Genomic DNA, 14,237 nt, shown 5'->3' on the forward strand with positions numbered 1-14,237 from the left:
CAGACATGAGAAATAAAAAAGGGCGAGGGGGAAGCCTCGCCCGTGTCATGTTTAGGAGCCGCCAAGACTTTTGACAGCTTCAACCATTTTGGAAAGCACAGCCTGTGCATCTCCAAATACCATTGTGCAGTTCTTCTGGAAGAAAAGCGGGTTCTGTACGCCGGAATATCCAACGCCCGTGCCACGTTTAATGACAAATACCTGATGTGCTTTGTAAGCGTTCAAAATAGGCATGCCATAAATGGGGGAGGATTTATCTGTTAGGGCTTCCGGGTTCACCACATCGTTGGCACCAATAACCAGCGCAACATCCGTTGTGGCAAAACTATCATTTATGTCATTCATGTCATAAATCATGTCATATGGCACGCCGGCTTCAGCCAAAAGAACGTTCATATGCCCTGGCATACGGCCTGCTACAGGGTGGATGGCAAACTTAACATCCACACCATCAGCAACAAGAATTTTGACAAATTCGTAAAGTTTCTGTTGTGCCTGTGCAACAGCCAGTCCGTAACCGGGAATAATGATGACGCTGGAGGCATAACGCATGGTGGTGGCGGCATCTGAAGGATCAACAGATTGCATTTCACCCTGCGGCCCTTTGGCGCTGCTTGAGCTATCACCAAAGTTGCTGAACAATACGTTGGTGAGTGAACGGTTCATGGCTTTTGCCATCAACACGGTAAGCAGCGTGCCAGCAGACCCTACAACCATGCCAGCAATCATGAGGGCCGGGTTGTTCATCACATACCCTTCAAGCCCAACGGCCAGCCCTGTGAAGGCGTTGTAGAGTGAAATCACAACCGGCATATCGGCACCACCAATTGGCAGTGTCATGCACACGCCAAACAGCAGAGCCATCAGGAAGAATAGATCCCGCGGCAGCTCCCCCATTGGGGTGCTATACTGCATGACTGTGAGCGCACCTAATACCAAAGCAATAAGAAACACCCCAGCATTGAAAACACGCTGTCCAGTAAAGCGCACAGGCTTTTTCATCCGCCCGTCCAACTTGGCCCATGCTATAATGGAACCGGTAAGCGAAATGCACCCGATAAGCGCACCCAAAACGGTAATGCTGAGGTGCAAGGGAGATGTTGGATCATCGCTTAAAAGTTCTACAGCCGCCAAACAGGCAGCAGAACCACCGCCCATACCATTAAAAATGGCAACCATCTGCGGCATAGCTGTCATTTGTACGGTACGGCCACGCCAGCCAGCCCATGCGCAACCCAAAACCAGAGCCAGAACAGCCAATACCACATTTACCAGAAGATGCGGTTTTGCGGCTTCTGTTATGTTGAAGAGATTTAAAAAAGTTGCAGCAATAACAAAGATCATACCGTAACCGGCTGTAACAATACCAGATACAGCCGTAACGGGGGATGACATGGCTTTCAGCCCGTAAATAAACAGGCCGGCAGCAATAAGGCCACTTAGGCCCACAATGTATTCAATAAACATTTATTGCTGTTCCTTTTTGGGTGGAGCTGTTTTTTGGGTGGGCCGGAACATGGCAAGCATACGGTCTGTTACCACATAGCCGCCCATCACGTTGCCTGCGCCTAGAAAAACCCCAATAAAACCAATAATCTGTCCGGGAATGCTGGTGGCGTTAAACAGTGCATCCAACGCACCCACAACCACAATGCCGTGGATGAAGTTGGAGCCGGACATTAGGGGCGTATGCAGGATGGATGGCACACGGCTGATCACCACATAGCCGGTAAAGGCGGCCAGCATGAAAATGTATAAAGCGATAATAAAGGTCATGGATGTTGCGGTAATCATGATGCTTTCTCCACTGGCGGGCTTTCGATAAACTGTTTGATGGCATCATTAGTTATTGCACCATCATGCGTAAGAGTAGTGCCTTTAATGACATCATCCGTAAAATCAGGCTTCAGCACACCATCATGCACAACCTGTTCTAAAAGGTTGTAGATATTCTTAGCATAAAGCTCACTCGCCTGTGCTGCCAGGCAGGATGGCAGGTTTGTTGGCCCAACCAATGTAACGGGCCCAATTTTTGTAATTTCTCCTGCTTTTGTGCCTTCACAATTGCCGCCATTAGGGGCGCCCATATCCACTACAACAGATCCTTCCTTCATGGCGGCCAACTGGTCTGCGTCAATCAGGCGTGGGGCGTGTTTTCCGGGAACAGCCGCTGTGGTGATAATTAAATCTGCCTGTGCGATGTGTTGGCTGAGTGCGGCACGCACTTTTGTTTTTTCTTCGGGTGTCAGTTCACGTGCATACCCACCAGCTCCGCGGGCATCCACGCCGGTATCGACAAAGCGCGCACCAACAGATTCTGCTTCTTCTTTTGTTTCGGGGCGCACGTCGTAGCCTTCGCAAACTGCGCCAAGTCGATGTGCTGTTGCCAATGCCTGCAACCCGGCCACACCCAACCCCATAACCAACACGCGTGCCGCCCGGAGCGAGCCAACGGCTGTTGTCATCATGGGTAGGATTTTTTGCATATGCACGCAGCCCAGTAATGGAGCGTAATATCCGGCTAACGCGGCTTGGCTGGAAAGAGCATCCATAGCCTGTGCCCGGCTGATGCGTGGAATAAGCTCCATGGCAAATGTGGTGATCTTGCTATCGCGCAAAGCCTTTACCAGATCAGGCTGGGTTTTGGCGTAAATGAAAGACACCAGCAAACTGCCGGCTTTCATTTTTTTTATCGTCTCCACGCAGGGCGGCTGCACAGCCAGCACAATATCTGCGTCTTCCAGAAGTTTTTGCGGATCTGCTTCTGTGGCAACGCCAGCCTGTGTGTATGCTGCATCCGTATAGGTTGCTGCGGCTCCTCCACCTTGCTCCAGAACCAGTGAGGCTCCAAGTTTGGCAATGCGCTGGGCGACTGAGGGAATCATGGCAACCCGTCTTTCATCGGTTGCCGTTTCCTTCAGAATTGCAATTTTAAGTGTCACGGTCTGTTCCAAACTCTGTTGTAAAAGTTGGGCAAAGGTCAGAACAGGTTTTGCATCCTGCCTGAGGCACGAAAATTATGACACTACGGCGCGTAGGGGTGCTGCAATGATGTGTATCAAAAACGTGGTCATAGTGTTCAAATAATTTGTTGTATTTTTGTTTAATGCTGGCACATCCCGTGTTCCGTATGTCGTGCGCTTAAACGGTTAACCACGGCATCGGGTTTCTGTGTCGGGCGGGTATCAAGGTTTTTGGGGCAGAAAAAGCTGCGGGGCGTATAATCACTGGGGCAGATGCCCATGGCGGGCAATTCCATTTGGTTGCGTAATGGTCTAGGGTCTGCCGCCATCAGGCCATATATATGGCCGACATATATACAAGATCAAAAGCAGGTGGATTATGGGATATCGGGTTGCTGTTGTAGGCGCGACTGGAGCCGTGGGGCGTGAAATCCTCAAAACACTGGCTGAGCGGGAATTTCCGGTGGATGAAATTGTAGCGCTGGCCTCACCCCGTTCTACCGGGCGGGAAGTTTCGTTTGGAGATCGGGTTCTGAAAGTGCAGAACCTTGAAACATTTGATTTTACCGGTTGGGATGTTGGCCTGTTTTCTCCCGGTGGGTCTGTGTCTGCAAAATATGCACCCATTGCCGCCAAAGCCGGATGTGTGGTGATCGATAACACCTCTCACTTCCGTATGGATCCGGATGTGCCGTTGGTGGTGCCAGAAGTAAACCCCAACGCCCTTAAGCAGATCAAGCGCAACATTATTGCCAACCCCAACTGCTCTACCATTCAGATGGTGGTGGCACTGAAGCCCCTGCATGATCTGTTCACTCTCAAGCGGGTTGTGGTGTCCACCTATCAGGCTGTTTCTGGCGCAGGTAAGGATGGCATGGATGAGCTGTTCGCCCAGACGCGTGGCACCTTTGTGAATGATCCGCCCAAGATTGAACAGTTTCAGAAGCAGATCGCCTTCAACTGCATCCCGCAGATCGACCGTTTCATGGATGATGGTGCGACCAAGGAAGAATGGAAGATGCGAGTCGAGACCAAGAAAATTCTCGACCCGGATGTAGAAGTTATTGCCACCTGCGTGCGTGTGCCTGTGTTTATTGGCCATTCTGAAGCTGTTGTGGCTGAGTTTGAAGAGCCCGTTGATATCAAGCGCGCCTATGAAGCCCTGCGTGAAGCAGAAGGTGTTGTGGTGCTGGATAAGCGCGAAGATGGTGGCTACGTGACTCCGATTGACTCGGTGGGGGAAGACGCAACCTACGTTTCACGCCTTCGTGTCGATCCGACGGTTCCCAATGGCCTCGCGTTCTGGTGCGTGTCCGATAATCTGCGGAAAGGTGCGGCTTTGAACGCGGTGCAGATTGCCGAAACCATGATTGCTCTCGATCTCCTGCCCAGACACGGTTGAGTGAGAATCCCGCCCCTCTCGGCCTCGTGTTGGTCTGTTCAATTGACCGGCCAGAGGGGTGGGGCGTAGGACAAAAACGATGCAAACGCCGGATCCAGCCGGCGCTACGGGATAGAGACGGGGTACGAGGCAGACAATGCAGGATATCCGTAAGGCCCTCTATGTAGGGAGCCGAAGTGACGGCAGACTTATTCAGCGGCCCATGTCGCCGCATTTACAGGTCTACCGTTATCGCCTTTCCATGGTTCTTTCCATTATGAACCGTATTACGGGCGTTATCGCAACAGCAGGTGCAACACTGGGTGTGTTCTGGCTTGGGGCTGCGGCCAAAGGGCCAAAAGCCTTTGCCACAGCGCGTAAGGTTACGGGCAACCCGCTTGGGCAGCTTGTGTTAGTTGGCTGGCTGGCATCTGTTATTTACCACACTGTTGGCGGTATCCGCCATCTGATCTGGGATAGCGGTTACCGGTATGACAAAAAGGAAGTTAACAAGGATGGCCCGGTAGCCGTGGGTGTTACCGCTGGTGTCAGCACTGTTTTGGCAGCTGGCCTTTTGGCTGTTTCCATTTGTCGCAAACGCAGCCGCGCCAAAGCAGGAAAGGTATCCTGACATGAATGCTTCTGCTCCTCATATTGAAGTCATGCGCTCCCAGCTTGGGCGGGCACGCGGGCTTGGGGCCGGGCATTCCGGTGTGGGCCACTGGTGGGCCGAGCGTGTAACGGCGGCTTCCCTGCTTCCGCTTTCAACGTGGTTTGTGGTGCAAATGTTCCGCCTGGGCGGCGCAGATCATGCAGAAGTGGTGAAATGGGGCGGTAAGCCCGTAAATGCCACCATGCTGATCGCCCTGATCATCACCACCTTTTACCATGCCCAGCTTGGGCTTCAGGTGATTGTGGATGATTACGTGCATGGCAAGGCACATTTGCCAGCCCGCCTGCTTGTTAAAATTGGCACCTCCCTGTTGGGGTTGCTGGGCGTAATTGCCGTTATCAAGCTGTTTGTGCGCGGCAGTAACGCCAAATAAGCTGGGCCACCGCCTTATAGAATCAAGAGCCTGTGTCGCCAGCGCCCCAAAGCCTGAAGCGCTGTGACACGAACCTGAAAAGACTGACAGGCCGAACGCAATGGGAGCGCCGTCACGATGAACGCCAATACCTCTCCGTCACGGGGAGCTTACCGAATTGTTGATCACGCTTATGATGTTGTGGTTGTGGGAGCAGGTGGTTCGGGCCTGCGTGCAACGTTGGGAATGGGCGCAGCAGGGCTAAGCACTGCATGTGTTACCAAGGTTTTTCCAACACGTAGCCATACTGTGGCTGCTCAGGGGGGCATCGGGGCTTCTCTGGGGAATATGGCCGAAGATAACTGGCGCTGGCATATGTATGACACCGTAAAGGGGTCTGACTGGCTGGGCGATCAGGACGCAATTGAGTTTATGTGCCGTGAGGCCGTGCCTGCTGTGCGCGAGCTGGAGCACTTTGGTGTGCCGTTCTCCCGCACGGAAGATGGCAAGATTTATCAGCGCCCCTTCGGCGGGCATATGAGCGATTACGGCAAGGCCCCTGTGCCACGTGCTTGCGCTGCTGCCGACCGTACCGGCCACGCCATTTTGCATACGCTGTATCAGCAGTGCCTGAAGCACAATGTTGAATTTTTTGTCGAATATTTTGCCATCGACCTTATCATGGATGAGGAAGGTGAATGCCGTGGCGTAATGGCTTGGTGCCAGGATGATGGCACAATCCATCGCTTTAACGCCAAGATGGTTGTGCTGGCCACTGGCGGCTATGGTCGTGCGTACCAGTCCTGTACCTCTGCCCATACCTGTACGGGTGATGGTAACGGTATGGCCATGCGTGCGGGCATTCCAACGCAGGATATGGAATTTGTGCAGTTCCACCCCACTGGTATCTACCCGGCAGGCTGCCTGCTGACGGAAGGTTGCCGTGGTGAAGGTGGTTATCTAACCAATTCCGAAGGCGAACGCTTTATGGAGCGTTATGCGCCAACGGCCAAAGATCTGGCATCGCGTGATGTGGTTTCCCGCGCCATGACGATTGAGATCAAGGAAGGCCGTGGCTGTGGCCCGAAAAAAGATCACATTATGATGCACCTTGAGCATCTTGGCTCTGATCTTCTGCACCAGCGTCTGCCGGGTATTATTGAAACGGCACGTATTTTTGCGGGTGTGGATGTTACCAAGGAACCTGTGCCGGTTCTGCCAACCGTGCATTATAATATGGGTGGTATCCCCACCAATATTCATGGTGAAGTGGTGCGCCCGACCCCAGATAACCCGGATGCCGTTGTGCCGGGGCTGATGGCCGTGGGTGAAGCAGCCTGTGTTTCCGTGCATGGTGCAAACCGTCTGGGCACAAACTCTCTGCTCGATCTTATCGTATTTGGCCGTGCTGCCTCTCGTCGTGCTGCGGAAGTGGTAAAACCAACAGACTTTACCCGTCCGCTGCCTGCCGGTGCGGGTGAAGCTGCGCTGGATCGGCTGGATCGTCTGCGTTATGCCAAGGGTGGCACCAAGGTTTCTGCCCTGCGTGAGCGTTTACAGCGTGATATGCAAACACATGCTGCTGTGTTCCGTACGCAAGAAAGCCTACAGGAAGGCGTGGACAAGATTCGCGATATCTGGAACGGCGTGAGCGATATCTCTGTGGCAGATTCCTCTCTGATCTGGAACAGCGATCTGATGGAAGCGCTGGAGTTTGAAAACCTGCTGGCGAACGCTACTGTCACGCTGGAAAGTGGCCTTGCGCGGCATGAAAGCCGTGGGGCGCACGCGCGGGATGATTATCCTAACCGTGATGACAAGGAATGGCTCAAGCATTCCGTATCGTGGCTGGATGATAAAGGTGGCGTGAAGCTAACCTACCGTCCGGTGCATATGAAGACCCTGACCGATGATGTGCAGGTCTTCCCACCCAAAAAGCGCGTTTACTGAGTTATCGGAACGAACGGGCGATAAAGGGAGGCGAACATGGTTGAACTCAGACTGCCGCGCAACAGCACGATCGGGAAAGGTAAAACCTTTCCCGCACCAGCCGGTGCAAAAAACGTTAGAACATTCCGGATTTACCGTTGGACTCCGGATGATGATAAAAACCCGGTTATTGATAGCTATGAACTTGATCTGGATACCATCGGGCCAATGGTGCTGGATGCCATCATCCATATCAAGAACGAAGTAGATCCTACGCTGACATTCCGGCGTTCCTGCCGTGAAGGGATTTGTGGGTCCTGCGCCATGAATATTGATGGGGAAAACACGCTTGCGTGCCTTAAGCCCATCAAGGATATCAAGGGCGATGTGCGCATCTATCCGCTGCCGCATATGCCAATTGTAAAAGATCTGGTTTCCAATCTGGATGGTGCTTATGCGCAGTTGCGTTCCATCCAGCCTTGGATGCAGGCAGATAGCGCCCCTCCGCCGGATTCCGAACGGAAGCAGAGCATTGAGGAACGCGCCAAGCTGGATGGGATGTGGGAATGCATTCTGTGCTTCTGCTGCACAACCTCTTGCCCATCCTATTGGTGGAATGGTGACAAGTATTTAGGCCCAGCCGTTCTTCTGGCTGCTTATCGCTGGATTGCCGATAGCCGCGATGAACATACGGGCGACCGTTTGGACGGGTTGGAAGATACCTTCAAACTGTATGCGTGCCGCACCATCATGAACTGCACCCAGACATGCCCGAAGGGTCTGAACCCAGCCAAGGCCATTGGGCGCATTAAGGAACTGCAACTGGAACGGAAAGTCTGATTTTTCGTTTTTCCAGAAACATAGACGTAAAAAACCCGGTATGGCTTTGCCTTGCCGGGTTTTTTGTAACGTAAGCAGCGATATACCTTCTTCCGCGCCTTCTGCATTGACGGCAGCAAAGGAAGGTGGAACATGAAACCTGCTAGAAGACGATCTGTTTGGTAGTGAGGTTTTTTGTGTTTGACGGCCATCTTTCTTCATCATCTGGCCGCGCGCGGGCCTGGACTGACAGCCTGTTTGTAGATCACGCTATTTTCCGCTTGATGTGGACCAACTTCCACGCAGTTATTCCTGGCAAAGTATATCGGTGTAACCACCCCACTCCTGCGCGTTTGAAAAGGGCCATGGGGCGGTTGGGCTTGCGCACGCTGGTGAATTTACGTGGGCATAGAAAATGCGGGTCTGATGCTCTTTCCCGCAATGCTGCACGCGGTCTTGGTTTGCACCATGTAGATATGGCGTTTGAAAGCCGTGGCGCCCCCCATAAGGACAGAATTCTGCGGTTTGCAGATATGTACCAAAAGCTAGATTTTCCAATACTGATGCATTGTAAATCGGGCGCAGACCGCGCCGGCTTGGCATCTGGCTTGGTGGTGCTGTTTGAGGGCGGATCTGCCCAGCAGGCGCTTAAGGAACTTTCTTGGAAATACGGACACTTCCGTAGCTCTCGTACAGGTATTTTGGATGCTTTTTTTCTGCACTATCAGGCAGAAGGAGAAGGCCGCATGCCTTTTCTTGAGTGGGTGCGGAATGAATATGATGAGCACGCTTTAAAAGAAGAGTTTGTAGCAAATAAGCTATCTTCTTTTCTGACAGATCAGGTTTTGCGGCGCGAATAAGCGCTGCAAAAAAAAATTACGGCTTCCACAATCCTTTTTGATGATAAGGCCATGATATCACATGGTTCCTCATAAACCTGTGCCTGTTCTGGCCGTTGTTGCTGCACTGCTTTCATGGGCCTGTGCGTATCCTGTTGTGCGGCTAGCACTGCCTTTTTTTGCACCTGTTTCGTTAGCTGCCGCACGTTATATGGTGGCTGCGTGCCTTGTTGTATGCTGGTTGTGTGTAAAGCGCCCACAGTTGCCACGGCTAAAGGATCTTCCACGCTTTTTGGCATGTGGCGGCATTGGCATTGCGCTTTACAATATCCTTTTTAATACAGGGGAGCAGACAGTTTCTGCCGGTGCGGCCAGTCTATTATTGAATACAGCTCCTTTTTTAGCCGCTATTGCCGCCGTTCTGTTTTTAAATGAACGTCTGACACTATGGGGCTGGTTAGGTTCTCTTACCAGTTTTACTGGTGTGGTGATTATTGGCAGTGGGCAGCCCGGTGGCCTTGGTTTTGGTTCTGGCACTACGGTTATGCTGGCAGCAGCTTTATGCTCTGCAACCTACTATCTGCTCCAACGGCCTTTAGTAACGCGCTATGGAGCGTTAGTGACCACAGCCTATATTTTGCTGATTGGTGCTGGCCTGCTTTTGCCGTGGCTCCCTAGCGCCATAAGCACGCATAATGGTTGGCAGGCTTGGGCATTGGTTGGGGTGTTGGGCATATTTCCATCTATTTTGGGGTATGGCGCTTGGGCGCATGTGGTGGGGCAGGTGGGGGTCACCCGTTCTTCTGGGCTGTTGTATTTACTCTCTCCCACAACGCTTCTGCTGGCATTTGTATTGGTGAGAGAAGTGCCAAATGTGCGCACTCTTATTGGTGGGTGCATTGTGATGGCAGGCGTTGGGCTAATGCAGATGTATGGCCACCCGCGCCCGCAAGTGAAGGCATAAAAAAAACCACTTCAGACATTAAAATCTGAAGTGGTTTTGCAAGAATAAGTTTTAAAACAAAGTTATGTTCTAAAACTTTGCCTTAGATTGGCAGGGTTTTTTCCAGTGTGGTGCTGATAGCCGTTAGGCCGGGTAGGATCTTGCCTTCCAGCCATTCCAGAAAAGCCCCACCTGCGGTGGAAACATAAGACATCTTATGCAGCACACCCGCATGGCGGAGGGCGGAAACAGTATCCCCACCACCGGCTACGGTTTTCAGTTTGCCTTCCTGCGTGAGCTGGGCAGCAGCCTGAGCTACAGCATTGGTGCCTTCATCAAACGGTGGCAGCTCAAACACGCCCAAAGGCCCATTCCAGACCAGCGTTTTTAGGCCTGCAAGCTTGCTTTGCAGCAGCTTTACTGTTTCTGGGCCAACGTCCAGCGCCATCCAGCCATCAGGAATAGCCGTTGCGGGCACAACCTGTGTGGGGGCTCCTGCAATGAAATCTTCCGAAATTACGACATCTACGGGAAGAATGAGATCGCATTTTTTGGCTTGGGCCTGTTCCATAATCGTACGTGCTGTATCCAGCATGTCTTTCTCGATTAGGGATTTGCCAACCTGTAGGCCCTTGGCGGCCAGAAACGTGTTGGCCATAGCGCCGCCAATAGCCAGCATGTCCACCTTAGCCAGCATGTTTTCAAGTAGCTGAAGTTTGGTGGAAATTTTTGCGCCGCCCACAATAGCCCCTACGGGCCGCTCCGGATTTTCCAGCGCAGCATACAGGGCTTCCAGTTCCGCCTGCATCAACCGGCCACCATAAGATGGCAGATGGGCTGCAACACCAGCAGTAGAAGCATGTGCCCGATGGGCGGCGGAAAAGGCATCATTCACATACACATCGCCCAGACTGGCGAGGGCAGCGGACAAGCCTGCATCGTTCTTTTCTTCACCCGGCTGGAAGCGCGTGTTTTCCAGCAGCAGGATGTCTCCATCCTGCATGGAGCGCGCAGCAGCCTCTGCATCTGGGCCGATGCAATCATGCGCAAAGCTGACGGGCCGCCCCAAAGCTGTAGCCAGAGCCGTAGCTATGGGCTGGAGCGACATATCCGGCACCACCTTGCCTTTTGGCCGGTCAAAATGGCTGAGCAGGATAACTCGCCCGCCTTTTTCAGCCAGTTCACGAATGGTGGGCACAACACGTTCAATACGTGTTTCGTCCGTTACCTTCCCGTCTTTCATGGGGACGTTCAGGTCTACACGCAGCAGAATACGTTTGCCCTTGGGGTCAAGCGTATCCAGCGTGCTGAAGGGAAGTTCCGCCATTACAGGCTCCCGAACAGGGCGGCTGTATCAGACATGCGGTTGGAGAAGCCCCATTCATTATCGTACCAAGCGCAGACACGAACAAGCTTGCCGCCATCTACCAATGCTGTCTGAGTTGCATCGAATGTTGAAGATGCCAGCGCATGGTTGAAATCAGAGCTGACAAGCGGTGCATCAGAATAAGCCAGAGCGTTTTTCATCTTGCCGGAGTCTACAACGGCCTTGATGGCATTGTTGACATCTTCAACCGAAGTTGGCGCGTTTTTGGGCACAAAGTCCAGAGAAACGATGGAAACATTGGCGGTGGGAACACGAATGGCGGTGCCATCCAGCTTGCCTTTAAGCTGCGGCAGAACCAACCCAACAGCGCGGGCTGCACCAGTGGAAGTCGGGATCATATTCAGGCCAGCAGCGCGGGCGCGGCGCAGATCCTTGTGCAGGGTGTCCACTGTGCGCTGGTCACCTGTGTAGGAATGGATGGTAACCATATAGCCACGTTCAATCCCAAAGGCATCTTCCAGCACCTTGGCCACTGGGGCCAGACAGTTGGTGGTGCAGGATGCGTTGGAGATCACGGTCATGTCCGGTGTCAGCACATCCTGGTTCACGCCGTAAACAATGGTGGCATCTACATCCGTCGCGGGTGCGGAAACAATAACCTTGCGGGCGCCAGCCGTAAGCAGAGGCTGGGCTTTTTCCTTGGAGGTGAACAGGCCTGTGCATTCCATGGCCACATCAACGCCCTGGAAAGGCACTTTGGAGGGATCACGTTCCGCAGAAACGGTAATGGGGTCCCATGTGCGGCCGTTGGCGGTGACAATAATTTTGTTGCCATCCACCCGAATATCAGCAGGCAGGCGACCATGTACGCTGTCATAGCTTAGCAGATGGGCATTGGCTTCTACGCTGCCCAGATCATTGATAGCTACCGGCACAACATCGGTGCGTCCGCTCTCAATAATGCCGCGCAGCACAAGGCGGCCGATGCGTCCGAAGCCATTGATAGCGATTTTGACTGCCATGGTTTTCTTTCTCCGTTCTGTCGTTCTGTGATCTTGTGCGATCTTCTTATTGTTACAACGGCTCCCGCTCTTGCCGACGGGAGGTAGGTGATGACGCCTGAAGGAACCTTTCTTCTATGGCGCCGGATGCGCGCAAGTGTTTTAAAACCCGCGCACAAATCGCTCCGGCAGTAATGCCAAAACGTTCATACACCGCGTTGGCAGGTGCGGATACGCCAAAATCATCCATACCAACGAAAAATCCTTGGCTACCCAGCCAGCGTTCCCATCCGAACCCCGATGCAGCTTCAATCCCCACACGCAGCACATCCGTGCCCAGAATGGTTGTTTTGTAAGCTTCGGGTTGATTGGAAAAGACTTCCCAACAGGGAATGGAAACCACAGCAGCCTGTACGCCGTGTTGCCGCAAAAGCTGTTCTGTTTCCAGTGCAATACTTACCTCTGGGCCGGAGGCTATAAGGGTAACGTGCCGCGAGCTACTGCCATGCAAAATATATCCCCCACGGGCAGCAGACCCCTGCATGGGCACTGCATAGGAATGTTCGGGCGGGGTAGGGCAGAGCATGATAACAGCAGGGCCAGATTGCCAACGGATGGCCGCCTTCCAGCAAGCAAATGCTTCCTGTGCGTTTGCTGGCCGAAAAACGGCCAAATGAGGCATGGCGCGTAGGCTGGCAAGTTGTTCTACTGGTTGCCAGCTTGCCCCATCATGGCTGAGAGCCAGCCCATCATCTGTTAAAAGGTAGATAATTTTCTGGCGCATCAGTGCGGCCATGCGGAGTGCCGCCCGCATACGGTCCACCGTAATCATGCTGGCAATGCCACAGGGCAAAATACCACCATGCAAGGACATGCCATTTAACATTCCGGCCATGCCATGTTCCTGAATATTACATGGCCAGTCTGGTTGGATGTGCGCTGCGGCAGATGTGCGCGGCAACGCAGAGGTAGCTGTTAAGACTGTCAGTTCTGGTAAAAGAGCGGAAAGCGTATGCAGGCTGGTAATGGCCGCCTGCTGGGTGGAGGCCTGATGTGTGAGTTGCATGGCACGGCGGCAAAGCCGGTTCCAGTCCTCCATCAACAGGCAGGGGAATGTATTGGTCGTTTCACGCTCAAAGGCGGTGCGTTGGCGGTGTCTGGCCAGCCGTTTTAGCCAAGAACGGTATGTTGTGGCGCCGCGTCTGGCAGTTGGGCTCCAAGGGCCGGTCAGTTCTTCTTCTGGAGATAGGCTGGGTTGGGGGTGAAAGGTTTGTGGGCTTTCAGGCGGCATGCAAGCAATAAGCGTTGGTTTTTTAGCGCGCATGGTGGCAGCTAAAGCACCGTTGATGGCGCTTAATTGTGATGCGTCCACTTTGCGGATGCTCCACCCAGATGCGCTGAAACGTGCCAAAGAGTTTGAAAACTCGGTTCTATCTGCTCCCGGTGTGGGGCTAACCAGAACGGCAAGTTGGGTCAGCCCAAAACGTCCGGCAAGCTGCGCGGCTTCCATGGCAACACCTGTTGCCAAATCTCCATCACGCGCAAGCACCCATGTGCGGTGGTTTACCAATGAGCGTCCATAGCGCTTTGCCAGCAGGTGTTCTGCAAGTGCCATACCAGCTGCGGCTGCAATGCCTTGCCCAGCAGGGCCGGGGGCGGTTTCTACGCCCGGGTGGACGCCGTATTCCAAAGGGGACTCGGAAAACGTATAAGTGCCGCTAAGGTGCAACATGGCCTGCAATAAAGGATGCAAGGTAGCGGAAGGCACAACAAACCTGTCTCGGTCGGGCCAATCGGGGTGTGTTGGATCAAAACGCAGCATGCGGCACCACAGTGCCGTAACAGGCAGGCAAAGTGTTTGCAGCAACGCCAGATGCGCAGAATTTCTGGTTTTACCAAGCAGTACACGGGCTGCTGCACATAGGCGCAGCACAACGGTATCCTGCGCAGGTAGGGTTGCTACAGGGGAAGTAAATGGATGCTCTATGAGTGTGGCCTGTGCCATTGGAA

At 53.2% G+C, this 14,237-nt stretch carries 13 protein-coding genes; 7 read left to right on the forward strand and 6 right to left on the reverse strand.

Going from position 1 to position 14,237, the window contains the following annotated elements; all coding sequences use genetic code 11:
- Window positions 1–51: 51 nt before the first annotated feature.
- From WG31_RS00130 to WG31_RS00140, 3 genes are read right to left on the reverse strand one after another with little or no spacing between them, the layout of a single operon-like run.
- Window positions 52–1,467 (reverse strand): NAD(P)(+) transhydrogenase (Re/Si-specific) subunit beta, encoded by a 1,416-nt coding sequence (locus WG31_RS00130; protein ID WP_063353252.1) that lies wholly within the window; start codon window positions 1,465–1,467, stop codon window positions 52–54.
- A complete protein-coding gene (locus WG31_RS00135) occupies window positions 1,468–1,794 on the reverse strand; it encodes an NAD(P) transhydrogenase subunit alpha (RefSeq protein ID WP_063353253.1) in 327 nt (108 codons plus the stop codon).
- Window positions 1,791–2,942 (reverse strand): NAD(P) transhydrogenase subunit alpha, encoded by a 1,152-nt coding sequence (locus WG31_RS00140; protein ID WP_063354806.1) that lies wholly within the window; start codon window positions 2,940–2,942, stop codon window positions 1,791–1,793. The genes WG31_RS00135 and WG31_RS00140 overlap by 4 nt, the downstream gene beginning before the upstream one ends.
- A gap of 400 nt (window positions 2,943–3,342) precedes the next feature.
- Here WG31_RS00140 and WG31_RS00145 point away from each other — a divergent pair, with 400 nt between their 5' ends.
- The 7 genes from WG31_RS00145 to WG31_RS00175 all read left to right on the forward strand — a co-directional run bounded on the left by WG31_RS00145 (window position 3,343) and on the right by WG31_RS00175 (window position 9,920).
- Window positions 3,343–4,365: an aspartate-semialdehyde dehydrogenase gene (locus WG31_RS00145; RefSeq protein WP_006116620.1), complete on the forward strand. Its 1,023-nt coding sequence runs from the start codon at window positions 3,343–3,345 to the stop codon at window positions 4,363–4,365.
- 136 nt (window positions 4,366–4,501) lie between these two features.
- Window positions 4,502–4,975, forward strand: coding sequence for a succinate dehydrogenase, cytochrome b556 subunit (gene sdhC, locus WG31_RS00150; protein ID WP_006116621.1), 474 nt, complete (start codon window positions 4,502–4,504; stop codon window positions 4,973–4,975).
- A gap of 1 nt (window position 4,976) precedes the next feature.
- The gene (gene sdhD, locus WG31_RS00155) at window positions 4,977–5,390 is read left to right on the forward strand and encodes a succinate dehydrogenase, hydrophobic membrane anchor protein (RefSeq protein ID WP_006116622.1); all 414 of its coding nucleotides are present in this window, start codon (window positions 4,977–4,979) and stop codon (window positions 5,388–5,390) included.
- A gap of 117 nt (window positions 5,391–5,507) precedes the next feature.
- Complete coding sequence (sdhA, locus tag WG31_RS00160; RefSeq protein ID WP_063353254.1) at window positions 5,508–7,319, forward strand: succinate dehydrogenase flavoprotein subunit; 1,812 nt, start codon at window positions 5,508–5,510, stop codon at window positions 7,317–7,319.
- A gap of 36 nt (window positions 7,320–7,355) precedes the next feature.
- The gene (locus tag WG31_RS00165; protein ID WP_006116624.1) at window positions 7,356–8,138 is read left to right on the forward strand and encodes a succinate dehydrogenase iron-sulfur subunit; all 783 of its coding nucleotides are present in this window, start codon (window positions 7,356–7,358) and stop codon (window positions 8,136–8,138) included.
- A gap of 176 nt (window positions 8,139–8,314) precedes the next feature.
- On the forward strand, window positions 8,315–8,977 hold the full coding sequence (locus tag WG31_RS00170; protein WP_063354807.1) for a protein-tyrosine phosphatase family protein: 663 nt from the start codon (window positions 8,315–8,317) through the stop codon (window positions 8,975–8,977).
- A gap of 61 nt (window positions 8,978–9,038) precedes the next feature.
- A complete protein-coding gene (locus WG31_RS00175) occupies window positions 9,039–9,920 on the forward strand; it encodes a DMT family transporter (protein ID WP_063353255.1) in 882 nt (293 codons plus the stop codon).
- 82 nt (window positions 9,921–10,002) lie between these two features.
- Here WG31_RS00175 and WG31_RS00180 read toward each other — a convergent pair whose 3' ends face one another.
- The 3 genes from WG31_RS00180 to WG31_RS00190 are packed head-to-tail and all read right to left on the reverse strand — an operon-like array spanning window position 10,003 to window position 14,232.
- A complete protein-coding gene (locus tag WG31_RS00180) occupies window positions 10,003–11,226 on the reverse strand; it encodes a phosphoglycerate kinase (protein ID WP_006116627.1) in 1,224 nt (407 codons plus the stop codon).
- On the reverse strand, window positions 11,226–12,248 hold the full coding sequence (gene gap / locus WG31_RS00185) for a type I glyceraldehyde-3-phosphate dehydrogenase (RefSeq protein WP_006116628.1): 1,023 nt from the start codon (window positions 12,246–12,248) through the stop codon (window positions 11,226–11,228). The genes WG31_RS00180 and gap overlap by 1 nt, the downstream gene beginning before the upstream one ends.
- A gap of 52 nt (window positions 12,249–12,300) precedes the next feature.
- Window positions 12,301–14,232: a transketolase-like TK C-terminal-containing protein gene (locus tag WG31_RS00190; protein ID WP_063353256.1), complete on the reverse strand. Its 1,932-nt coding sequence runs from the start codon at window positions 14,230–14,232 to the stop codon at window positions 12,301–12,303.
- Between the last annotated feature and the right edge of the window lie 5 nt (window positions 14,233–14,237).

The organism is Acetobacter oryzifermentans (assembly GCF_001628715.1).
GTDB classification, from domain to species: domain Bacteria; phylum Pseudomonadota; class Alphaproteobacteria; order Acetobacterales; family Acetobacteraceae; genus Acetobacter; species Acetobacter oryzifermentans.

Bases quoted from the DNA above. Each gene is read 5' to 3' on its own strand.
- WG31_RS00135 (WP_063353253.1), bottom strand. From the start codon at position 1,794: ATGATTACCGCAACATCCATGACCTTTATTATCGCTTTATACATTTTC.
- sdhA (WP_063353254.1), top strand. From the start codon at position 5,508: ATGAACGCCAATACCTCTCCGTCACGGGGAGCTTACCGAATTGTTGAT.
- WG31_RS00165 (WP_006116624.1), top strand. From the start codon at position 7,356: ATGGTTGAACTCAGACTGCCGCGCAACAGCACGATCGGGAAAGGTAAA.
- WG31_RS00180 (WP_006116627.1), bottom strand. From the start codon at position 11,226: ATGGCGGAACTTCCCTTCAGCACGCTGGATACGCTTGACCCCAAGGGC.
- WG31_RS00190 (WP_063353256.1), bottom strand. From the start codon at position 14,232: ATGGCACAGGCCACACTCATAGAGCATCCATTTACTTCCCCTGTAGCA.
- WG31_RS00130 (WP_063353252.1), bottom strand. From the start codon at position 1,467: ATGTTTATTGAATACATTGTGGGCCTAAGTGGCCTTATTGCTGCCGGC.
- sdhC (WP_006116621.1), top strand. From the start codon at position 4,502: ATGCAGGATATCCGTAAGGCCCTCTATGTAGGGAGCCGAAGTGACGGC.
- WG31_RS00175 (WP_063353255.1), top strand. From the start codon at position 9,039: ATGGTTCCTCATAAACCTGTGCCTGTTCTGGCCGTTGTTGCTGCACTG.
- sdhD (WP_006116622.1), top strand. From the start codon at position 4,977: ATGAATGCTTCTGCTCCTCATATTGAAGTCATGCGCTCCCAGCTTGGG.
- WG31_RS00145 (WP_006116620.1), top strand. From the start codon at position 3,343: ATGGGATATCGGGTTGCTGTTGTAGGCGCGACTGGAGCCGTGGGGCGT.
- gap (WP_006116628.1), bottom strand. From the start codon at position 12,248: ATGGCAGTCAAAATCGCTATCAATGGCTTCGGACGCATCGGCCGCCTT.